Source organism: Nevskia soli DSM 19509 (genome assembly GCF_000711955.1).
In the GTDB taxonomy this organism is placed as follows: domain Bacteria; phylum Pseudomonadota; class Gammaproteobacteria; order Nevskiales; family Nevskiaceae; genus Nevskia; species Nevskia soli.
The window spans coordinates 73,350-94,959 of sequence record NZ_JONR01000023.1; the positions used below are offsets into that span (position 1 = coordinate 73,350).

At 67.5% G+C, this 21,610-nt stretch carries 15 protein-coding genes; 11 read left to right on the forward strand and 4 right to left on the reverse strand.

What is annotated here, in order from left to right; genetic code table 11:
• The first annotated feature begins 120 nt into the window (after positions 1-120).
• Together BP26_RS0113245 and ttcA are read left to right on the forward strand one after the other, a co-directional pair.
• On the forward strand, positions 121-1,944 hold the full coding sequence (locus BP26_RS0113245) for a POT-type proton-dependent oligopeptide transporter (protein WP_029921064.1): 1,824 nt from the start codon (positions 121-123) through the stop codon (positions 1,942-1,944).
• A gap of 59 nt (positions 1,945-2,003) precedes the next feature.
• A complete protein-coding gene (ttcA, locus tag BP26_RS0113250; protein WP_036516836.1) occupies positions 2,004-2,900 on the forward strand; it encodes a tRNA 2-thiocytidine(32) synthetase TtcA in 897 nt (298 codons plus the stop codon).
• Here the strand turns inward: ttcA and BP26_RS0113255 are convergent.
• Positions 2,897-4,456, reverse strand: a complete 1,560-nt coding sequence (locus BP26_RS0113255) for a hypothetical protein (protein ID WP_029921066.1) — start codon at positions 4,454-4,456, stop codon at positions 2,897-2,899. The genes ttcA and BP26_RS0113255 overlap by 4 nt on opposite strands.
• On the reverse strand, positions 4,456-5,214 hold the full coding sequence (locus BP26_RS0113260) for an ABC transporter ATP-binding protein (protein ID WP_029921067.1): 759 nt from the start codon (positions 5,212-5,214) through the stop codon (positions 4,456-4,458). The genes BP26_RS0113255 and BP26_RS0113260 overlap by 1 nt, the downstream gene beginning before the upstream one ends.
• Before the next feature lie 123 nt (positions 5,215-5,337).
• Here BP26_RS0113260 and BP26_RS0113265 point away from each other — a divergent pair, with 123 nt between their 5' ends.
• From BP26_RS0113265 to BP26_RS0113275, 3 genes are all read left to right on the forward strand, one after another.
• Positions 5,338-6,282: a TraB/GumN family protein gene (locus tag BP26_RS0113265; protein WP_157572514.1), complete on the forward strand. Its 945-nt coding sequence runs from the start codon at positions 5,338-5,340 to the stop codon at positions 6,280-6,282.
• An 80-nt stretch (positions 6,283-6,362) separates the two neighbouring features.
• On the forward strand, positions 6,363-8,126 hold the full coding sequence (locus BP26_RS0113270) for an autotransporter assembly complex protein TamA (RefSeq protein ID WP_029921069.1): 1,764 nt from the start codon (positions 6,363-6,365) through the stop codon (positions 8,124-8,126).
• Positions 8,126-12,025 (forward strand): translocation/assembly module TamB domain-containing protein, encoded by a 3,900-nt coding sequence (locus tag BP26_RS0113275; protein WP_029921070.1) that lies wholly within the window; start codon positions 8,126-8,128, stop codon positions 12,023-12,025. The genes BP26_RS0113270 and BP26_RS0113275 overlap by 1 nt, the downstream gene beginning before the upstream one ends.
• 235 nt (positions 12,026-12,260) lie before the next feature.
• Here BP26_RS0113275 and BP26_RS0113285 read toward each other — a convergent pair whose 3' ends face one another.
• A complete protein-coding gene (locus BP26_RS0113285) occupies positions 12,261-12,935 on the reverse strand; it encodes an alpha/beta hydrolase (protein ID WP_029921071.1) in 675 nt (224 codons plus the stop codon).
• 116 nt (positions 12,936-13,051) lie between these two features.
• Between BP26_RS0113285 and lptM the strand changes: the two genes are divergently transcribed.
• From lptM to polA, 3 genes are read left to right on the forward strand one after another with little or no spacing between them, the layout of a single operon-like run.
• Positions 13,052-13,288, forward strand: a complete 237-nt coding sequence (gene lptM / locus BP26_RS0113290) for an LPS translocon maturation chaperone LptM (protein WP_029921072.1) — start codon at positions 13,052-13,054, stop codon at positions 13,286-13,288.
• Entirely contained in the window at positions 13,289-14,536 is a 1,248-nt protein-coding gene (gene lysA, locus BP26_RS0113295) for a diaminopimelate decarboxylase (RefSeq protein WP_029921073.1), read from the forward strand.
• Positions 14,533-17,379: a DNA polymerase I gene (polA, locus tag BP26_RS0113300; RefSeq protein WP_036516838.1), complete on the forward strand. Its 2,847-nt coding sequence runs from the start codon at positions 14,533-14,535 to the stop codon at positions 17,377-17,379. Before lysA ends, polA begins: the two co-directional genes overlap by 4 nt.
• Before the next feature lie 1,111 nt (positions 17,380-18,490).
• Here the strand turns inward: polA and yihA are convergent.
• Entirely contained in the window at positions 18,491-19,192 is a 702-nt protein-coding gene (yihA, locus tag BP26_RS0113310) for a ribosome biogenesis GTP-binding protein YihA/YsxC (protein ID WP_245611798.1), read from the reverse strand.
• Between the two features lie 119 nt (positions 19,193-19,311).
• Here yihA and BP26_RS0113315 point away from each other — a divergent pair, with 119 nt between their 5' ends.
• Genes BP26_RS0113315 through BP26_RS0113325 form a run of 3 tightly spaced genes read left to right on the forward strand, consistent with a single transcriptional unit; the run spans position 19,312 to position 21,562 of the window.
• Entirely contained in the window at positions 19,312-19,983 is a 672-nt protein-coding gene (locus BP26_RS0113315) for a c-type cytochrome (RefSeq protein WP_029921076.1), read from the forward strand.
• A gap of 60 nt (positions 19,984-20,043) precedes the next feature.
• A complete protein-coding gene (locus tag BP26_RS0113320; RefSeq protein WP_029921077.1) occupies positions 20,044-20,679 on the forward strand; it encodes a thiol:disulfide interchange protein DsbA/DsbL in 636 nt (211 codons plus the stop codon).
• A gap of 22 nt (positions 20,680-20,701) precedes the next feature.
• The gene (locus BP26_RS0113325; RefSeq protein WP_169740703.1) at positions 20,702-21,562 is read left to right on the forward strand and encodes a M14 family zinc carboxypeptidase; all 861 of its coding nucleotides are present in this window, start codon (positions 20,702-20,704) and stop codon (positions 21,560-21,562) included.
• Positions 21,563-21,610 lie beyond the last annotated feature (48 nt).

Below are 21,610 nucleotides of genomic sequence, written 5' to 3' on the forward strand. Positions count from 1 at the left end.
GGCGCCGATTTCCCCGACATATCCAACGGCTTGGTCCGGGGCTTGCTTAGACAAGCCGCAGCGCTTTCGCGCATTATTTAGCCATCAGTGCGGCTCAGCCGCCCCTCACAGAACGATTCCATGACCGCCACCACCCAGTCCGCCGAGCGGATGCCGCCCGGTATCCCGTTCATCATTGCCAACGAATTGGCCGAGCGTTTCTGCTACTACGGCATCAATTCCATCCTTACCGTCTACATGGTGCAGCATCTGCACTTCGGCGACGCCAAGGCCACCATCTGGCAGTCGCTGTTCAAGTTCGGCGCTTATTTCTTCCCGTTCTTCGCCGCCATCCTGGCGGACGTGTTCTGGGGCAAGTTCAAGACCATCATGTTCCTGGCGTTGTTCTATTGCGCCGGCTGCGCCGTGGTGGCGCTGGTCAGCGGGCCCTCGGCGCTTGCGGCGGGCCTGTTCCTCACCGCCTTCGGCACCGGCATCAAGTCCTGCGTCTCGACCAATGTGGGCGACCAGTTCACGGAGAAGAACCAGCACCTGATCTCCAAGGCCTTCAGCTACTTCTATTTCTCGATCAACCTGGGTTCCTCCGTCTCCATCTTCATGTGCCCGATCTGGCTGGAGACCTACGGCCCCAAGGTGGCCTTCGGCATTCCCGCCGCCATGATGCTGCTGGCCACGGCGGTGTTCTGGGCCGGGCGCAAGCGTTTCACCGTGATCCCTCCGGCCATGAAGCAGCGCCAGAACCGCGGCGCGCTGATGTTCGCCCTGTGCTTCGCGCCGGTGCTGGGCATCACCATGTGGGTGTGGCAGGCCACCAACAGCACCGCGTACGCGGTGCTGGCCCTGCTGGGACAGATGGCCCTGGTGATCTGGCTGTGCCTCAAGACCGGCCTGCGCAAGGCGCTGCCGCCGGAACTGGTCGGCTGGCTGGAGCAGTCCTTCACCGGCGACGCGCTCAAGCTGGTGCTGAAACTGGCCTTCATCTACTACATCTTCATCGCCATCTTCTGGTCGCTGTGGGAGCAGTCCAACGGCCAGACCTGGACCCTGCAGGCCACTTCGGACTTGATGGACAAGCACATCTTCGCCTTCCTGCAGGGCGTACCGTTGTTGGGCGCGCTGTCCGGCTACGAGATGCTGCCGGCGCAGCTCACGGTGGTGAACGGCCTGTTCATCCTGCTGATGATCCCGATCTTCACCTTCGGCATCTTTCCGCTGTGGCAGCGCCTGTTCAGGATCACCGCGCTGCGCAAGATCTGCGTCGGCCTGTTCGTCATCGCCGCTTCCTTCGGCATCATCGCCTGGATCGAAAACCGCATCGTCCACGGCCACGTCGTCAGCGCCTGGTGGCAGATCCTGGCATATGGCGTGCTCAGCGCCTCCGAAGTGCTGATCTCCATCACCGCGCTGGAGTTCGCCTACAGCCAGGCGCCGCTGAAGATGAAGAGCTTCATGATGGCGGCGATGTACCTGTTCTCGGTCAGCGTCGGCCAGGCCTTCACCGTCCAGGTCAACACCAGCATGATCAAGCCGCTGGCGGCCAGCGCGGTGCAGTCCGGCGCCGAAACCTGGGTCTCGCTGCCCGACGTCTCCGGTATGCAGACCGGCCAGAAGATCGATTTCGCCGGCGACACCGGCCTGACCGTTTCCGGCGACGACGGCAAACCCGCCGAACTGGCCGGCACCTTCCTCATTTCCGAAATCGATACCTCCGGCAGCCGCGTCAAGCTGATGGACGTGGTCCACCGCCAGCCGCTGGCCAGCACCGGCGAGTACAAGGCCGCCACCGCCAAGGTCACCACCTACCGGCTGGTCGGCGCCGACTACTTCCTGTTCTTCGCCGGAGCCGCGGCCCTGGCCGGATTCCTCTTCATTTTCGTCATCGGCCTGTATCGTGAGAAAATCCACGTACGGCAGGACGACACGGTGGCCGGCGAGGCGGCCTAGGGCCGCCGCAACAGGTGCCTGACAGCGAGAGTGCAGTGAGCGAAGCAGTGATTCATCCGATGACGGCGCCGGGCCGGGTCCCGGCGGCGCCGGCGCACCCGGCGCAGGCTCCGGCCCATGGCCGGGAACGGGGCGAGGCCAACAAGCTGGTCAAGCGGCTGCGCCGCCAGGTCGGCCAGGCGATCCAGGACTACGCCATGATCCGCGCCGGCGACAAGGTGATGGTGTGCCTGTCCGGCGGCAAGGATTCCTACACCATGCTGGACATCCTGCTGCTGTTGCGCGAGGCGGCGCCGGTGCCGTTCGAGCTGGTGGCGGTGAACCTGGACCAGAAGCAGCCGGATTTTCCGGAGCATGTGCTGCCGGAGTACCTGAAGGCGCGCGGCGTGCCGTACCACATCATCGAGCAGGATACGTACTCGGTGGTGAAGCGGGTCATTCCCGAAGGGAAGACGATGTGCAGCCTGTGCTCGCGGCTGCGGCGCGGCGCGCTGTACACCTACGCGGCGGAAAACGGCTTCAACAAGATCGCCCTTGGGCATCACCGTGACGACATCGTCGCCACCTTCTTCCTCAACATGTTCCACGGCTCCAAGCTCAAGGCGATGCCGCCCAAGCTGCTCAGCGACGACGGCCGCAACATCGTCATCCGCCCGCTGGCCTACGTGCGCGAGCAGGACATCGTGGCGTACGCCGCCATGCGCCAGTTTCCCATCATCCCCTGCAACCTGTGCGGCTCGCAGGAGCAGCTGCAGCGCAAGCAGATCCGCCGCATGCTGGACGAGTGGGAGAAGCAGAGCCCGGGCCGCATCGAGAACATCTTCGGCGCGCTGCAGAACGTGGCGCCGTCGCAGCTGGCCGACGCGAAGCTGTTCGACTTTGGCGGGCTCGACGGCGGCGCCGAGGCGGGCGGCTGGTTGATGCAGAACCGCGCCGGCGAGCCCGGCGACCTCTAGTAGCTCAACACTTCGTCGTGGTTGCGCCCGTGCCAGGCATAGAACGGCCCGGCCAGCGCGATCGGCAGCACCAGCATCGCGGCCAGCAGGTGCATGCTGGCGAAGCACCAGGCGAATGCGGCCCAGCCGAACTGGATGCCCAGGCCGGCCAGCGAACGTCCAGGAGACCGGCTGCCGCGGCGGAAGCGGCGGCGGATGTCCTTGCGGGAACCCGGCGTCGGCAGCCACAGGTGGAACATGCCCATGCTCAGGCTGCTGCCGCCGATGCAGATCACCAGTGCCAGGAACATCCAGGCCTGGGTCCAGGCGAGCCATGACGACAAGGCCAGCGCCGCCAGCCACAGCGGCAGCAGCACCACGATCAGCTTGATGCGCCGCAACTCGCCGCGCGGACGCGGCGCACAGGCCAGCAGTTCCGGCATGTCCTCGGCGCACACCGCCAGCCAGACCAGCGTGGCGGCCAGCACCCCGGCGACGACCGTGGCGAAACACACCAGGGTCCCCTGCCGCGCCGCCGCCGAGAGGCCGATGCTGCGGTGGCCCAGGATCAGGACGCCGGGAATGAAGGCGATCAGTTGCTGCAACAGCATCACCAGCAACTGCGGATCGCGGTAGATCAGGCGCCACTCCTTCAGGAACATGACCCGCCACAGCCGCGGACGGAACCGCCGCGCGGGCCGCTTGCGGGCGCCCCCTTGCTCCGCCATGCCGGCGGTGCGGCCAAGGGCGAAGGCAAAGCCGCGCGGCAGCAGCATGGCGGCCGCCGCGAAGAACAGCGCGGCGGCGATCAGGCTCAGGCACAGCGGGCCGGCTTCACCCCTGGCCGCGCGCGCAGGCAGCCAGATCCAGCTGTCCGCGGCCGCCAGCGGCGAATCCCGCAGCCAGTTGCCGACGCCGAGGCTCAGCTGGTGCTGGCGTTCCCCGCCCAGGAGATTCGGGCTTTGCACGCCCAGCAGGAAGGAGGCGCCGAGCAGCATGCTCAGCACCAGGGCGGCGGTGCGCGCCTTCGCCGGCCCGATGAGGCGCACCAGCAGGATGGTCAGCGCCAGGCCCGAGGCGGTCGCCACCAGGCCGATGCCCAGGGTCACCGGATATGCGGCCAGCCAGCGCGGCCCGGAGAGGACCGCGGCGATATTGGCGGCGGGCAGGAACATCATTGCCGGAAAGGCGACCGCCTGCACCGCGATGCTCAGGGCGCGGGCCGCGAAGACGTTGCGCACCGGCACCGGCGTCGAACACAGCAGATCGAGATCGCTGCGTACGAACAGCAGGTTCACGGCGGTGGCCAGCGCCGCACCGGTAGCGCTGAACAGCGCCACGCACAGTACCGCGCTCAGCAGCGCGAGCTGCATCGGCGGATCGGGATGGCCGGCGCGCGCCACCATCACGATGCTCCAGCCGAACAGGTGCAACAGGACCAGTACCGCCAGCAGGTTGAAGCCCAGGCGCAGCGTGCCGATGGCCTTGCTGCCGCGGTCGAATTTGCCGCTGAAGGTGCGCCAGGCCAGGCGCAGGTCCCACCACAGCAACCACCACAGGCTGCCCGGCCGCAGCATCAGCCGGCCTGCTGCGCGGTGAGGCTCAGGAACACGTCTTCCAGCGTGCCCTGGCTGTCGCCCTGCAATGCACGCAACTGGTCGAGCGTGCCCTCCGCGATGAGGCGGCCGGAAGCGATGATGCCGATGCGCTCGGCCAGGCGTTCCGCCACTTCCAGGATGTGCGTGGTCAACACCACCGTGGCGCCCTTGCGCACGATGTCCTTCAGCAGGTCCTTGACCTGGCGCGCTGCCGCCGCGTCGAGGCCGGTGAGCGGCTCGTCCAGAATCAGCAGCTTCGGTTCGTGCATCAGCGCGCCGGCCAGCGCCAGCTTCTGGCGCATGCCCTTGGAGTAGGTTTCGGCGTAGGCGTCGCGCTGCTCCCACAGCCCCAGCCATTCGAGCAGCTGCTGCGCCCGGGGGGCGGCAGCGGCCGCGCCCATGCCCCACAGGCCGGCGACGAACTCCAGGTACTCCAGGCCGCGCAGCTTGTCGTAGAGCATCGGTTCGTCCGGCACCCAGGCCAGGGGCCGCTTGGCCTGTTCCGGCTGCTCGACCACGTCGACGCCGAAAATCCGCACCTGCCCGGCGTCGGGCCGGAGCAGGCCGGCGACCATTCTCAGGGTGGTGGTCTTGCCGGCGCCGTTGGGGCCGAGCAGGGCATAGAACTCCCCGGTGCGGATGCCGAGGCGGAGCCCCTGCACCGCATGCGTGGCGCCGAACTTCTTGTGCAGGTTCACCACTTCCAGCGCCAGGGCGGGACTGGTTTCGATATCCATATGGGTCTGCCGGTCGGATTGCTTGACGGGTACCGCGGTAGCGCCGGGCCGTTCGCCACGGTCCAGCCCCGTGAAATATAGAATGACGTTCCTGAAGAGGCCTCCGGACGGAGACAATTGAAGATGAGCCGCCGCGGTTTGCAGTCCCTGCTGCTGTTACTTTTTACGGCATTCGCCGCCGGCAGCGCCAGCGCCGATGCGGACGCGCCGTTCCTGTGGCAGGTGCACGGTCCGAAGGCGACGCACTTCCTGCTCGGCTCGGTGCACCTGCTGCCCGAGGCCGCCGAGGAGTTGCCGGGCGGCATCCAGGACGCCTATGACGCCGCCGACGGGGTGGTGTTCGAGACCGATATCGGCGCCCTCGAACAGCCCCAGGTGCAGATCGCCATGCTGGCCGCGGCCCGCTCGCAGCAGGGCCTGAAGTCGGAGATCGGCGACAAGATGTACGCCGAGCTGGTCAAGCACAGCGCGCGGATCGGCATGCCGGTATCGGCCTGCGATCCGTTCCGCCCCTGGTTCTGCGCCATGACCATCGAGGTGTTCAGCTACCGCAAGGCCGGCTTCAGCGGCGACAACGGCATCGACAAGCAGATCTACGTCTGGGCCCACACCGACGGCAAGGCGCTGCGCTGGCTGGAACCGCCGGCCGCCCACATCGGCCTGTTCACCGGCATGAGCGATGCGCTGTCGCGCCAGTTCCTGGCCTCGGCCCTGGACGACGGCGCCGCCAACGCGGGCGACGATCCGGCGCAGCTGCTGCGCGCCTGGCGCGACAACGACGTCGGCGCCATCGAGAAGCTCGACCAGCAGCTCAAGGCCGGCTATCCCGAGATCTACCAGCGCCTGCTGTCCGACCGCAACCGCAGCTGGATGCCGCAGCTCAAGCGCCTGCTGGACGGCGGCGAGCCGCAGATGGTGGTGGTGGGCGCCGCCCACCTGGTCGGCCCGGACGGTCTCGTCGCCCAGCTGCGCGCGCGCGGCTACAAGGTGCTGCCCTATGTCGGCATCGAATCGCAGCTGGTGACGATGAACCGGGCGCCGCTGGTGAAGGCCGCGCTGCACCGCTAGGGACGGCCGCAGGCCTGGTTGCCTGAATCCGGCCGCAAGTCGCATCGGGAAGTCGCCGCCCTCACGTATCATTCAGGGGCATGATCCGTACCCGCCTGCTCCTGCTCTTCTGTGCCCTCTGCGTGAGCGCGCCCGCGCTCGCCGGCATCGACGTGCGCGTACGCGGCCTGGGCTCGGACGAGGAGGACAACGCCTACGCGCAGATCCGCGTCCTGGACTACGCCAAGGGCATCGACGCCGGCAAGGGCCCCGACAAGCCGCAATACGATCCGTCCGAGGTGCAGCGCCTGGCCAAGCAGGGCGAGGACGACATCCGCAAGGCCTTGCAGCCGTTCGGCTGGTACAACCCGGTCATCACCTCCAAGCTGGAGGGCGAGTCGCCTGACTGGATCGTCACCTACCAGGTCAACGCCGGCCCGGAAACGGACATCACGAACATCGAGATCCTCATCACCGGCGAGGGCAAGGATTTCGCGCCATTGCAGAGGATCGTCAGCCGGCCGCGCCTGAAGACCGGCACGCGCCTGATGCACGCCGACTACGAGGCGCTCAAGGCGCGCCTGATGCAGGCGGCCAATACGGGGGGCTTTCTCGACGCCACCTTCAGCCGCCGCGAACTGCGCGTCGATGTCGACAACAACACCGCCGAGGTGTTGCTGACGCTGGATACCGGCCCACGCTGGTACTTCGGCGAGGTCACCATCGAGCAGGACGGCCGGCTCAAGGACAAGCTGCTGCGCCGCTACGTCAAGATCGTGCCGGGCGAGCCCTTCGACTCGGCCCAGGTGTTGAACACCCAGTTCGCGCTGAGCGACCTGGACTACTTCAAGCTGGTGGAGATGGAGCCGCAGAAGGCCAAGGCCGGCGCCGACCGGCGCATCCCGGTGCTGATCCACACCACCTCCAAGGCGCCGCGCGTCTACAAGTTCGGCGGCGGCTACGGCACCGACACCGGCCCGCGCGCCCTGGCTGGCGTCGAGTTCCGCCGCCTCAACGAGGATGGCCACAAGCTGCGCCTGACGCTGCAGCCCTCGCAGAACATCAGCACCGCCATCGCCGAATACCGCATCCCCTTCGGACGCACGCCAGGCGACGCCATCAGCTTCACCGCCCAGGGCCTGAAGCAGAATTTCCAGGGTGTGCACGAAAACCTGTGGTCGCTCGGCACCGCCTACAACGAGCAGGACGGTGCCTGGCAGAAGCGCTACTACCTGATCTACGCCAACGACCAGTACAACCTGCAGGACGAGACCGGCAACACCAGCAAGCTGCTCACTCCCGGCATCTCTTACAGCCGCACGCAGGTCAACGATCCGATCTTCCCGCGCCGCGGCTGGTTCGCCTTCTTCGACCTGCACGGCGGCAGCAGCAAGCTGCTGTCGGATACCGATTTCGTCGAAGGCCTGGTCCGGCTGCGCGGCGTCTATCCGCTCGCGCGCAAGCTGCGCCTGCTGGGGCGCATCGAGGAAGGCGCGTTGTTCGTGTCCGGCTTCGACAACCTGCCGCCGTCGCAGCGTTTCTTTGCCGGCGGCGACGAAAGCGTGCGCGGCTACAGCTACCACTCGCTGGCGCCGCATGATCCGCAGGGCAACCTGATCGGCGGCCGCTACCTCACCACCGGCAGCGTCGAGCTCGACTGGGATGTGTTCAAGAGCTACGGCCTGGCCGTGTTCGGCGACGCCGGCGGCGCCGACGACGTGCCGGAAGTGAAGCTGCACTTCGGCGCCGGCATCGGCTTCCGCTACCGCCTGCCGTTCGGTGCCGTGGCCATCGACCTGGCCCATCCCTTCGATCCCGGCGCCGAAGCGGTGCGCCTGCACATCGGCGTAAGGGTGGGCATCTGATGCGCCGCATCCTGCTGTGGACCTTGGCGGCGCTACTCGTGCTGCTTCTGCTGCTTGGCGGCGGCGCCTGGTGGCTGCTCGACAGCGACGGCGGCCTGCGCGGACTCGCCGCGCTGACCAACCGCTACAGCGGCGGTATGGTGCGCCTCGGCACCACCCAGGGCCGGTTGCTGGGCGAGTTCATCATCGAGGATCTCCATTACCAGGGCGGCGACGGTACCCGCGTCGACGTGGAACGCGTACACCTGCGCCTGGTGCCGCGCGAGCTGCTGTCGTACCGCCTGCACCTGGAAGTGGCCGAAGTGCAGGCCCTGCAGGTCTCGTTGCCGCCGCCGCGCGAAACCGCGCCGACCGGCGAGACGCAGCTGCCCAGCCGCCTGCCGTTCGACACCGTCATCGATGCGCTCTCGCTCAAGGACTTCCAGCTGCACCAGCCGGGCGAGACCGGGCCCTTCCGCATCGCCAGCGCCGCGCTCAAAGGCAGCTGGATCGGCGAGGACATCGTGGTCGAGCGCCTCAGCGCCGAGTTGACGGAGACCGGGCCCTTGCTGCTCAGCGCCAAGGCCCGCATGGCGGACGACCGCATCGTCTTCAGCGCGCTCAATCTCAAGGGTCCCGGTGAAATCGAAGGCAGCGGCACCTTCGCGTTCGGCAAGTCCGCCAACGATCTCAGGCTGAGCTGGAAGGACCTGCGCTGGCCCCTGACCGGCGACGCGGCCGAACGGCGGGCGCGCGGGGTCGACGGCGAGGTGAAATTCAGCGGCCCGCTGCATCGTTATCACGTGGAACTGAGCAGCGCCGCGGTGCTGCATGAATTGCCGATCCGGCTTGCCGCCACGGGCGACGGCGACCTGCAGCAGATCCAGATCGCCGACCTGGGCCTGACCGCCGGCAAGGGTTCGGCCCATGTGCAGGGCAAGCTGGCCTGGGCGCCGTTGCTGCGCGCCGACCTCAAGGGCACCATTTCGCAGATCGATCCGGCGTTGTTCGTGGCCGACTGGGCAGCCTCTTGCGTGCAGCCGCCTGCCGCACCCGCCTTGCAGACGGCGGCGGCTGCACCGACCACGCAGCAGCCGACCATGCAGCAACCGACCGGTGAGCGGCCCGCCCCGCCGCCGCGCGGCAAGGGGAAGGCTGTCGCCGGCTGCGCCGCCGGCTCAGGTCCGAGCTCGATCAACGGCAGCTTCAACACACAGACCACGGTGCAGAACGGCCAGACCGATATCGCTTTCACCGCGAACATCGACAAGTCGCAGCTGCGCGGCTACCCGCTGAGCCTGTCGGCGCAGGGCGATACCGACACGCGCAGCGTGCGGCTCAAGCAGTTCCTGTTGCAGTCCGGCAAGGGCAGCCTCTCCGCCACCGGTGTGGTTGGCTGGGCGCCGGCCCTGCGCGCCGATCTCCAGGCGCAGCTGAGCAACTTCGATCCGACGCAGTTCGTCGCCGCTTTCCCCGGATCGATCAACGGCAGCATCGTCACCCGGACCACCGGCACCAAGGCCAAGCCGGACATCGCCCTGGCGGTGAAGGTGGATCGTTCGCAACTGCGCGGCCATCCCCTGAACCTGGATGCCGATGCCAGCCTCAGCGGCGAAACCGTGATGGTGCAGAAGCTCTTGCTGGTCTCTGGCTCCACCCGCGTGGAAGCCAGCGGCCAGGCCACGCCGCCGTTCGATCTGAAGGGCAAGGTCGCCAGTCCCAATCTGAGCGAACTGGCGCCGGAGCTCGGCGGCCGTGCCGATTTCGATTTCACCCTGCAGGGTCCGCTCGATAGTCCGCACCTGGTCAGCAAGGGCCATGCCGACAGCCTGCGCTACCTGGCGTACCGGGTGAACAAGCTGGACTGGGACGCGGACATCGATCCGTCCAAGCCTTCGCACCTGAGCGTCAACGCCAGCGAAGCCCAGGCCGGCATCCTCATTCACACGGCGAAGTTGAGTCTCACCGGGCAGGAGACTTATCACCATGCCCAGGTGGACGTAGTCAGCGAGCGCGGCGACGTCAGCCTGGCGGTGGACGGCGGCTTCGACCGGCGCAAGCTCGAGTGGGGCGGCCAGGTCAGCTCCGGCCGCCTGGCGCCCACCGACCTGCCGCCGTGGACCCTGGAGAAGGCCGCCGGCCTGCTGCTCGGCTCCAAGCGGCAGAGCCTGGAGCCGACCTGCTTCTCCGGCGGCGCCGGCCGCGCCTGCGTCCGCCTGGAGCAGAACGTCACCGCCACCGGCCTGCGCCTGTCGCTGGATATCGACAAGCTGCTGCTCGCCGCCTTCAAGCCGCTGCTGCCGCCGAAATACGATCTCTCCGGCGAGATCAGCGGCAACGCCAACATCGAAATCGCCCACGGCGACGTCGCGGCGATGAACGCCGACCTGCACACCGACGGCATCCACATCCAGGCGCCCAAGGCGCCGGCGGTGGAGATCCAGGCCAGCACGCTCAAGGCCGACGACAAGGGCGGCACCCTGCACGCGCTGCTCGACCTGCGGCTGCTGCAAGGCTCGATCGGCGCCGATGTCACCGCCGCGCCCGGCGCCGACTTCCAGGCGCGGCCGCTCAGCGGCCATGTGCAGACCACCATCCCGGACCTGGGCTTCGTGCAGTCCTTCGTGCCGGATCTGCAAGCGGTCGGCGGCTCCATCAGCGGTACGCTGGACCTGGGCGGCACCATCGGCCTGCCGCGCCTGCAAGGCCAGATCGCCCTGGTCGACGGCCGCGCCAAGGTGCCGCGCGCCGGCATCGAATTGCAGCAGGTGCAGTTGCGCCTCACCGGCAAGGGCGAGGGCCCCCTGGCCATCGACGGCTCGCTGCAATCCGGCGGCGGCAACGTCGCCATCAACGGCACGCTCGATCCTTCGGTGGCGCCGCCCCGCGCCGATCTCAAGCTGCAGGGCGAGAACTTCCAGGCCCTGGCCACCACCGACGCGCGCATCTGGGTCAGCCCGGACCTGCACCTGCTCAGCGACGCCGACGGCATGCACCTGGAAGGCACCCTGACCGTGCCGAAGGCGGAGATCACGCCGCAGGGCCTGGGCAACAACGGTGTGGCGATCAGCGAAGACCAGGTCATCGTCGGTGCCGAGCCCACCGCCGAAGAGCAGCCGCTGAAACTCTACAGCCGCGTTACCGTGACGCTGGGCGACGCGGTGAGCTTCAAGGGTTTCGGCCTCACCACCCGGCTCGAGGGCGGCGTCACCGTCGCCGAGGAGCCGCAGCGCGTCGCCACCGGCAACGGCGAACTGCGCCTGGTCGAAGGCCGCTACCAGGCTTACGGCCAGGACCTGACCATCGAAACCGGCCGCCTCATCTTCGACGGCGGTGCCATCACCGAGCCGGCGGTGGACCTTTACGCCACGCGCCATCCGCAGGCGGACGTCACCGTCGGCGTGCGCGTGCGCGGCACCCTCGACAAGCCCCTGCTGACGCTGCAGTCCGAGCCGAGCATGCCGCGCGAGCAGCAGCTGTCCTGGCTGGTGCTGGGCCGCTCGCTCGACCAGAGCTCCTCCAGCGACCGCAGCGCGGTGTCGCAGGCGGCGCTGTCGCTGGGCCTTTCCGGCGGCGACTACTTCGCGCAGAAATTCGGCAAGAGCATCGGCCTCGATCAGATCTCCATCGGCCAGGGCCCGATCAGCGACTCCAGCGTCGCCGCCAACGCCACCACCATCCAGGGCTCGCAGGCGGCGCAGAACGCCGGCACCAGCACCGCCTACAGTTCGCAGGCGGCGCAGCTCACCCTCGGCAAGTACCTCACGCCGAAACTGTTCATCAGCTACGGCGTCAGCCTGTTCCAGCCCGGCCAGACCTTCCGCCTGCTCTACGACCTCGGCCACGGCTTCAAGCTGCAGACCGAGTCGGGCGTGGCCAGCGGCGGGGATTTGATTTACACGTTCGAGCGGGGGAAGTGAGTGCCGTGCTGAGTTTGCAGGCCGGATCAAGCGAAGCGGATCCGACGGCGCACTTTCAAACCGGGCAGGTCGGATCCGCTACGCTTGATCCGACCTGCCGTCGAGCGATCAAATCGCTCAGATCACCGGCGTCCACCGCGGCGCAAGGCCATGGCTTGCGGCGCGATGGCGGACTCGAAGCGGAAGCCGATCCGTCCGCAGTGGCAGCGGCCCTGGATGGCGCCGCCGCCTGCGCTCACGGCAGCCGTGCCCGCAGCCAGGTGGCTATCTCCACGATCTCTTCCTCGCAGACCTGGTGCCGCATCGGGTAATCGCGCCATTCCACCTGGCAGCCGAGCTGGCGCAGGCCGTCGCGGCTGGTGCTGCCCAGCGCCAGCGGCAGCACGTTGTCGTAGAGGCCGTGGCACATCAGGATCGGCGTGGCGCGGCCGGCGGCGGTCAGCTCGGTGAAGATGCTGGTGTGCAGCGGCAGGTAGGTGGACAGCGCCAGGATGCCGGCCAGCGCTTGCGTCTGCCGCAGGCCAGCATGCAGGGCGATGGCGCCGCCCTGCGAAAAGCCGGCCAGCACGATGCGGTGGCGCGGCACGCCCGCCGCCACCTCGCGCTCGATGTAGCCCTGCGCGATCGCCGCCGAGGCGCGGATGCCGGTCTCGTCCTGCTGGTCGCTGCGGGTCAGGCTGGTGATGTCGTACCAGCCGCGCATGCGCATGCCGCCGTTGATGGTGATCGGCCGCACCGGCGCATGGGGGAAGACGAAGCGCGCGGCGATCGTCGCCGGCAGCTTCAGCTCCGGCACCAGCGGCACGAAATCCTTGCCGTCGGCGCCCAGCCCGTGCAGCCAGATCACGGCCGCGTTGGCCGGGCCGTCCGGTTCCAGTTGCACCGCTTCAGCGGATTCGATGACTTTCATAGCGTCCATGTGGGGGTTGTCGGGGCCGATTGTGCCGAGACCCCTGCTCCAAGGGCAACCGCTGTTAAACTGCGGCCCTGGCTTTCCCGGCTTCACCCTTCCACCGGAACGAGACGATGAAACGCTGCATCCTCTGCCTGGCCGCGCTGCTGCTGGCCGCCTGCGGCGCTTCCGGCCCGCTGTACCTGCCGGGCACGCAGCCGCATAAAAGCCCCCTGAAGAAGGAACATCGCAAGACCGACGGCACCCCCGCCGCCCCGGAAGATGCGCCGCCCGCCACGCCCGAGGCCCAGCCGGCGCCGGCCGCCCCGGAATCCACGACGAACCCGCCGCCCGCCGCACCGCAACCGTAAATGGATCACTTCAACTACAAGAACGGCGAACTCCACGCCGAAGACGTACCGCTGTCCGCCATCGCCGCAAAGTACGGCACGCCGGCCTACGTCTACTCCCGCGCCACCCTGAGCCGCCACTACCGCGCCTTCGACGAGGCCCTGGCCGGCATCGACCACCGCATCTGCTACGCGGTGAAGGCCAACTCCACCCTGGCCGTATTGCAGGTGCTGGCGCGCCTCGGCGCCGGCTTCGACATCGTCTCCGGCGGCGAGCTGCAGCGCGTGCTGCGCGCCGGCGGCGACGCGGCGAAAGTCGTGTTCTCCGGCGTCGGCAAGAGCGCCGCGGAAATCGTCCAGGCCCTGGATGCGAAGATCTACTGCTTCAACGTCGAATCCGAAACCGAGCTGCAGCGCCTGAGCGCCATTGCCGCCCAACGCGGAGAACGGGCGCGCATCGCCCTGCGCGTCAACCCGGACGTCGACGCCCGCACCCATCCCTACATCTCCACCGGTCTCAAGGAGAACAAGTTCGGTGTGGACATCGGCGAGGCCGAGCGGCTCTACGCCCTGGCGCAGGGCCTGCCCGGCATCGAAGTGCACGGCGTGGCCTGCCACATCGGCTCGCAGCTGCTCGAGCTGTCGCCCTTCCTCGACGCGCTCGACCGCGTGCTGGCCCTGATCGACCGCCTCGCCGCCAACGGCATCCGTCTCCAGCACATCGACGTCGGCGGCGGCCTCGGCGTGCGCTACCACGACGAAACCCCGCCCGAGCCGGCGCAGTGGGCCCGCGCCCTGCGGCCCAAGCTGGAAGGCCGCGGCCTCACCGTGATGACCGAGCCGGGCCGCGCCATCGCCGGCAATGCCGGCATCCTGCTGACCCGGGTCGAGCTGCTCAAGCCCACCGCGCACAAGAACTTCGCCGTGATCGACGCGGCCATGAACGACCTGATCCGCCCCTCCTTCTACGACGCCTGGCATGAAGTGCTGCCGGTGCGGGAAAAGGCGATGGCGCAGGCGCAGACCTGGGACCTCGTCGGCCCGGTCTGCGAAAGCGGCGACTGGCTGGCGCGCGACCGTTCCCTGGCCCTGGCCGAGGGCGACCTGCTGGCTTTCCGCACCGCGGGGGCTTACGGTTTCGTCATGAGTTCCAACTACAACACGCGGCCGCGCGCGGCCGAAGTGCTGGTCGATGGCGGGCAGATGCACCTGGCCCGCGCCCGCGAGACCATCGACGACCTGCTGCGCGGCGAAGCCCTGCTGCCGTGAGCGCATCCCCGAGCCAGCCGGTCCGCCCGCTGATCCTGATCGACGCATCGGGCTGGCTGTTCCGCGCCTACCACGCGCTGCCGCCGCTCACCACCGCGCGCGGCGAGCACACCGGCGGCGTGCTGGGCATGGCCAACATGCTGCGGCGCCTGCTGCGCGACTATGCGCCGGAGGAGATCGCCGTGGTGTTCGACGCGCCGGGCAAGACCTTCCGCGACGAGATCTACACCGAATACAAGGCCAACCGCGACGCCACGCCGGAAGACCTCAACGCCCAGTTCCCGATGATCGCCGAGCTGGTGCAGGCCATGGGCCTGCCGCTGCTGGCCATCACCGGTGTGGAGGCGGACGACGTCATCGGCACCCTGGCCAGTCAGGCCGCCGCGGCCGGCAAGGACGTGCTGATCGTCACCAGCGACAAGGACCTGGCGCAGCTGGTCAACGAACGCATCAGCCTGCTCGACACCATGAAGAACCGGCGCATGGATCCGGCCGGCGTGGTGGAGAAATTCGGCGTGCCGCCGAAGTGCATCATCGACTACCTGGCCCTGGTCGGCGACACCAGCGACAACATCCCCGGCGTGCCCCTGGTCGGCCCCAAGACCGCCGCCAAGTGGCTGGTCGAGCACGGCTCGCTCGACGCCATCATCGAACATGCCGCCGAGATCAAGGGCAAGGCCGGCGAGAACCTGCGCGCCGCGCTGCCGCAGATCCCGATGGCGCGCCAGCTCGCCACCATCCGCTGCGACGTCGAGCTGCCGCTGCGCTTCGACCAGCTGCACCCGGCGGCGGCGGACGTGGACAAGCTAGCCGGCCTCTACCGCCGCTTCGAATTCCGCCGCCTGCTGGAAGAGCTGGAAGCCGGCGCGCCGCCGCCGCCCGCCCTGGAAGCCGCGGCGCCCGCCTTGGTCGTCGGCGAAGTGCCGGCCGAAGCGCCCGCCGCTCCTGCTGCCGCGGCCGTCGCCGATGCGCCGTCGCCCGTGCTGCCGGAATCGAAGAAGACCCGCGACGAACTGGTGGTCGACGAAGCCAGCTTCGCCGCCATGCTGGAAAAGCTCGAAGCCGCCGACGTGATCTGCGTCGATACCGAAACCGACGCCCTCTCCGCCATGCAGTCCGGCCTGGTGGGCCTGGCCTTCGCGGTGGAACCGGGTCACGGCTGGTACGTGCCGGTCGCCCACAACTACCTCGGCGCGCCCCGGCAGCTGCCGATGCAGGAAGTGCTGACGCGGCTCAAGCCGATCCTGGAAGATCCGCGCAAACCCAAGCTCGGCCAGCACATCAAGTACGACCTCAACGTACTCTTCCGCCACGGCATCGACGTGAAGGGCGTGGCGTTCGACACCATGCTGGAAAGCTACGTGCTCGACGCCGCCGGCAACCGCCACGACATGGATACCCTGGCGGACAAGTACCTCAACCACACCACCATCCATTTCTCGGATGTCGCGGGCAAAGGCAAGTCGCAGATCACCTTCAACCAGGTCTCGCTCGACATCGCCTCCGCCTACTCGGCCGAGGACGCGGACATCACCCTGCGCCTGCACCACGCGCTGTATCCGCGCCTGTGCGAAATCCCGGCGCTCAAGAAAGTGTTCGAGGAGATCGAGATGCCGCTGGTGCCGGTACTGGCCGGCATCGAGCGCAACGGCGTGAAGGTCGACGGCCCCCTGCTCGGCCGCATCAGCACCGAGCTGGCGCGCCGCATGGACGAGCTGCAGGCCCAGGCCTGGCAGATGGCCGAAGGCGAGTTCAACCTCGGCTCGCCCAAGCAATTGCAGGCCATCCTCTACGGCAAGTTCAACCTGCCGGTGCTGGGCAAGACGCCGAAGGGCGAGCCCTCCACCGCCGAAGACGTGCTGGAGGAACTGGCGGCGCAGCACGAGCTGCCGCGCCTGATTCTCGACTGGCGCGCCATGCAGAAGCTGCGCAGCACCTACACCGACAACCTGCCGCGCGAGATCAATCCGCAGACCGGCCGCATCCACACCTCCTATCACCAGGCCGTGGCCGCCACCGGCCGCCTGTCCTCGCAGGACCCCAACCTGCAGAACATCCCGGTGCGCACCGCCGAAGGCCGGCGCATCCGCCAGGCCTTCATCGCCGAGCCCGGCAACGCTGTCTTGTCGATCGACTACTCGCAGATCGAGCTGCGCCTGATGGCGCATTTCTCCGGCGACGCGCGCCTGCAGGACGCTTTCGCCAAGGGCCTGGACATCCACCAGGCCACCGCCGCCGAAGTCTTCGGCATCCCGCTGGAAGAAGTGGGCGAGCAGCGCCGCGCCGCCAAGGCCATCAACTTCGGTTTGATCTACGGCATGTCCGCCTTCGGCCTGGCGCGCCAGCTCGGCATCGGCCGCGGCGAGGCGCAGGACTACATCGACCGCTTCTTCGCCCGCTATCCCGGCGTGAAGCAGTTCATGGACAACACCCGCGAGCAGGCCAAGACCCGCGGTTACGTCGAAACCCTGTACGGCCGCCGCCTGTACCTGCCCAACATCCTGTCGCGCAACGGCGCGCAGCGGCAGTACGCCGAGCGCACCGCCATCAACGCCCCCCTGCAGGGCACGGCGGCGGACCTGATCAAGCTCGCCATGATCGACGTCGCCGCCTGGATCGCCGCCGAGGCGCCGGAACTGCGCATGATCATGCAGGTCCACGACGAACTCGTCTTCGAAGGCCCCAAGGACCAGTTGCAGGTCTTCGCCCCGCAACTGGCCGACCGCATGTGCCGGGTGGCCAGGCTGGCCGTGCCCCTGGTGGCCGATTGGGGCACCGGCCCCAACTGGGACGAGGCGCATACCGCCCAGGGTCATGCCAGCAGCGCCGCCCCGAAGAAATAAACGGAGTTGTCCGCAGTTAGGCGAAAATGATGATCGCAGCGGGTTCTTCAGCCGGCATTTGCACGCAAAATCACAAAAAGAATCGATTCATTTTCAAGCCCTTGCGGACTTCTTATTGGGTTTTTTGGCGCAGTGCAATAAAAATGTTGCGTTGCGTTTGAACTAAGCCGCTCCGACCCCATCTAATCCTGCGAATGGTGACTCCCTTTCCCATTCTCCGTCTTCACTCCCTAGACGGATGTTTCCGGTTCCCCCAAGCCGGAGCTCGTTGCCCGGTGGGTTCCCCCGACTCACCGGGCATTTTTTTGGGCCCGCCAAACGCAAGGGGCGGAAGGATATCTAGGCTTTTCAGCCACTTTCGATATCCGATGCAAAATTTCCGCAAAACCGTTGAACTTATCCGCAACGCCCGCGTCCAATTCTGCGAACGGTGACTCCCTTTCCCGTTCTCCGTCCCCATCCCTGGACGGAATATCCGGTTCCCCCAAGCCGGAGTCGTTGCCCGGTGGATTCCCCCGATCCATCGGGCAATTTTTTGCCTGTCGTTCCGGCGCGCGCACGTAAAAGCGCGGTCAGCCCTGGCTGCCGCACTGCCACAAATGCCTTTTTCCGAGAGTTTCCAGCGCCTTGCGGAAATATGCCGCCATACCCTTGAACTTCATGCCCCAGGCCGCATCTAAGTCTGCGAACGGTGATTCCCCTTTCCCGTTCTCCGTCTCCACTCCCTGGACGGATGTTTCCGGTTCCCCCAAGCCGGAATACCTTGCCCGGCGGATCCCCCCGATCCACCGGGCATTTTTTTGGCCGACGGCCGGAGCTGTACCGGAAGGGCTGGATGGAGAGCCTGGGTTCACAGGCCGTTGAGGACATAAATTCAAGCTTTTCCAGCAGCTTGCAATCAAAGCCGGCGCTGGCCTTGAACTTCTGCCCGCAAGCCGCATCTAAAGTTGCGAACGGTGACTCCCTTTCCCGTTCTCCGTCCTCACTCCCTGGACGGACATTCCGGTTCCCCCAAGCCGGAACTCGTTGCCCGGTGAATTTCCCCCGATTCACCGGGCATCTTTTTTTGCATCGTCCCCAACGCCGAATCAGACGCGGGCCTGCCCCGCACTCAAACCGGCTGATCGCCGCTCGCCGGCGCTTCCAGCCAGGCCGTCAGGATCGCCCGCACCGTCTCCGCGCCCATCTGCGCGTGCGCCGAAAAGGTCTGCACCGTCATCGCGGGGTCCAGTTCGCGCAATTCCTTCTGCACCTTGAGCAGCACGTTCTTCCCCGCGCCATGGCCCAGCTTGTCCGCCTTGGTCAGCAGGATGTGGGTGGGCAGGCCGCGTGCTTCGCACCAGCCCAGCATCTGCAGATCCAGGTCGGTCATCGGGTGGCGGATGTCCATCACCACCACCAGGCCGCGCAGATTGATGCGCTGCTCCACGAAGCCGCCTACCAGCAGGCCCCAGTTGCGGCGGATCTCCAGCGGTACCTGGGCGAAGCCGTAGCCGGGCAGATCCACCAGGCGGGCGCGGACCGAAGCTTGCGGCGCGGCCTCGGTCGCCGCCGCCGCCGTCACCGGCAGGTCGAACAGGTTGATCAACTGCGTGCGCCCCGGCGTCTTGCTCACCCGGGCCAGCTGCTTCTGCTGGCAGATCAGGTTCAGCGCGCTGGATTTGCCGGCGTTGGAGCGGCCGACGAAGGCCACCTCCGCCACGTGGTCCTGCGGCAGCTGCGTCAGCTTGGCCGCCGAAAGCAGGAAACGCGCGTGCGCGAACGGATTGGGCGCCTGGCTGGCGGGCGGGCTGGAAGGCACTGGGGAAGTCACAACGGTGCGGCCATGGTGTAATATTCTCGGCCGAAACTTAGCCATATATTAAGTGAGCAAGCGCGCATCTTACTCGCTTGCGCGCCAAGCCCCTTGCCAGGTTGCCATTGGAGTTTTGAATGAAGCGCGTTCTGATCGCCCTCGCTTTGTGTGCGCCCCTGTTTATCGCAGCGGCCGACGAAGCTGCCCCCGCCGCAGCGGCCAAGGATGCCTTCACCCAGGGCGATGCCGGCGCCGGCGCCGCCAAGGCCCCGGTCTGCTTCGCCTGCCACGGCCCCGGCGGCAATGGCGCCATCAACCCGGAATGGCCCAAGCTGGCCGGCCAGCATTCCGCCTACATCCGTGAACAGCTCAGCGACTTCAAGGCTGCCAAGCGCAAGAATCCGGTGATGCAGGGCCAGGCCGCCGCCCTGTCGGATGACGACATGAAGAACGTCGCCGCCTACTTCGCCACGCAGAAAGCCGTCCCCGGCGTGGCCAGCAAGGACGCCGTGGCCGTCGCCCAGAAGCTCTACCGCGCCGGCGACAGCGCCCGCGGCATCCCGGCCTGCGCCGCCTGCCACGGCCCCACCGGCGCCGGCAACGCTGCAGGTGGCTTCCCCCGCGTCGGCGGCCAGAACGCCGGTTATGCCGCCAATCAGCTGCATGCCTACGCCACCTGCGGCAACAACCAGCTGCAGAACTGCGACCGCGGCTCCGGCCCCAAGGGCCAGATCATGTCCACCGTCGCCTCCAAGCTGAAAGAGAACGAAATCCAGGCGCTGGCGTCCTACCTCTCCGGACTGCAATAAGGGCTTCTTGAAGTCGCAGCCCGGATCGCCGTTCCGGGTTGGTCAACAAAGGAATACACGATGCGCTTGCTGAAACAAGGGCTGCTGTTCGGATTCTTCAGCCTCTTCGCCGTTGCCTGCTCCGCCGCCGACTCCAGCTCGGCCTACACCCTCGGCAAGCAGTACCGGCAGGTCGGCGAAGTGCAGAAGCCCGACAACGCCAAGCGCATCACCGTCGAGGAATTCTTCTGGTACGGCTGCCCGCACTGCTACCACCTCGAGCCCGAGATCAACAAGTGGCTCGAGCACAAGCCGGCGGACGTCGATTACGTGCGCGTCCCCAACACCCTCGGCCGCGATATCGGCGTGCTGCATGAGCGCGCCTTCTACATCGCCCAGGCCCTCGGCATCCTCGACAAGACCCACCAGCCGCTGTTCGACGCCATCCACGCCCAAGGCTTCCCGATGAGCTCGATGGAATCGATCCGCGACCTCTACGTCGAGAAAGCCGGCATCAAGCCGCAGGACTTCGACGCCATCGCCAACAGCTTCGTCGTCGAAGGCAACATGCGCCGCGCCGATGCCCTGGCCGTCTCCTACGGCATCACCGGCACCCCGACCATCGTCGTCGGCGGCAAGTACCTCGTCGATGCCCAGAACGACATGTTCAAGGTCGTCGACTTTGTCATCGACAAGGTCCGCAAGGAACGCAAGTAAGCCAGCCGGCTCCGCGCCCGCCGTGTTGTCCCGTGCAGCACGCAGCACCCTGTACGCCGCGCTCGTCCTGACAGCAGCTTCCGCCGGCGCCGCCGTTCCCACGGCAGCCGTGCCGCCGGTGGACACCCTGTGCAGTCAGCTGGCCGAGCGCATCAGCGGCTTCAATCCCGAGCAGTGCCGCCTCGCCGGCCTCAAGCCCAGCGCCAGCAGCAGCGAAGGCCGCCCCCTGTTGCAGGCCGATGTGCCGGCTGCCCAGGCCGGCATCAAATCGCCGCGGCGCGTGCTGGTGCTCGGCGGCATTCACGGCGATGAATTCTCCGCCGTGGTCGTCGCCTTCCAGTGGATGGAGCGCCTGCGCGGCGACCGCTTCCAGCGCTTCCAGTGGCGCTTCCTGCCCTGCGCCAACCCGGACGGCGCACTGGCCGACAAGGCCCACCGCACCAACGCCCACGGGGTCGATCTCAACCGCAACTTCCCCACGCCCGACTGGACCACCAAAGCCGTCAGCTACTGGAAGAACAAGACCCGCAGCGACCCGCGCCGCTTCCCCGGCAAGCAGGCCGCCTCCGAACCGGAAACGCGCTGGCTCATCAGCCAGATCGAGAGCTACAAGCCCGACGCCATCATCTCCATCCACGCCCCCCTCAACGTGCTGGACTTCGACGGCCCCTACACCCCGCCGCCCAAGCTCGGCTACCTGCGCCTCGCCCCCATCGGCACCTACCCCGGCTCCCTCGGCGGCTACGGCGGCATGTTCCTGCGGCTCCCCGTCATCACCCCCGAACTGCCCACCGCCACGCATACACCGTCCGCGGAACAATCCGGCCGCATCCTCAGCGACCTGATCGAGTGGTTGAACAAGAGCCTGCCGGCGAAGGGCTGAGCAGCCTGGTTTCGTAGGCGCCGCCCCCTCATCAATGTCATACCGGCG

Excerpts from the sequence above, each read along its gene's own strand:
- BP26_RS0113245 (WP_029921064.1), top strand. The coding sequence starts at position 121 with ATGACCGCCACCACCCAGTCCGCCGAGCGGATGCCGCCCGGTATCCCG.
- BP26_RS0113315 (WP_029921076.1), top strand. The coding sequence starts at position 19,312 with ATGAAGCGCGTTCTGATCGCCCTCGCTTTGTGTGCGCCCCTGTTTATC.
- BP26_RS0113260 (WP_029921067.1), bottom strand. The coding sequence starts at position 5,214 with ATGGATATCGAAACCAGTCCCGCCCTGGCGCTGGAAGTGGTGAACCTG.
- ttcA (WP_036516836.1), top strand. The coding sequence starts at position 2,004 with ATGACGGCGCCGGGCCGGGTCCCGGCGGCGCCGGCGCACCCGGCGCAG.
- BP26_RS0113255 (WP_029921066.1), bottom strand. The coding sequence starts at position 4,456 with ATGCTGCGGCCGGGCAGCCTGTGGTGGTTGCTGTGGTGGGACCTGCGC.
- lptM (WP_029921072.1), top strand. The coding sequence starts at position 13,052 with ATGAAACGCTGCATCCTCTGCCTGGCCGCGCTGCTGCTGGCCGCCTGC.
- BP26_RS0113270 (WP_029921069.1), top strand. The coding sequence starts at position 6,363 with ATGATCCGTACCCGCCTGCTCCTGCTCTTCTGTGCCCTCTGCGTGAGC.
- BP26_RS0113285 (WP_029921071.1), bottom strand. The coding sequence starts at position 12,935 with ATGAAAGTCATCGAATCCGCTGAAGCGGTGCAACTGGAACCGGACGGC.
- BP26_RS0113265 (WP_157572514.1), top strand. The coding sequence starts at position 5,338 with ATGAGCCGCCGCGGTTTGCAGTCCCTGCTGCTGTTACTTTTTACGGCA.
- lysA (WP_029921073.1), top strand. The coding sequence starts at position 13,289 with ATGGATCACTTCAACTACAAGAACGGCGAACTCCACGCCGAAGACGTA.
- BP26_RS0113320 (WP_029921077.1), top strand. The coding sequence starts at position 20,044 with ATGCGCTTGCTGAAACAAGGGCTGCTGTTCGGATTCTTCAGCCTCTTC.
- BP26_RS0113275 (WP_029921070.1), top strand. The coding sequence starts at position 8,126 with ATGCGCCGCATCCTGCTGTGGACCTTGGCGGCGCTACTCGTGCTGCTT.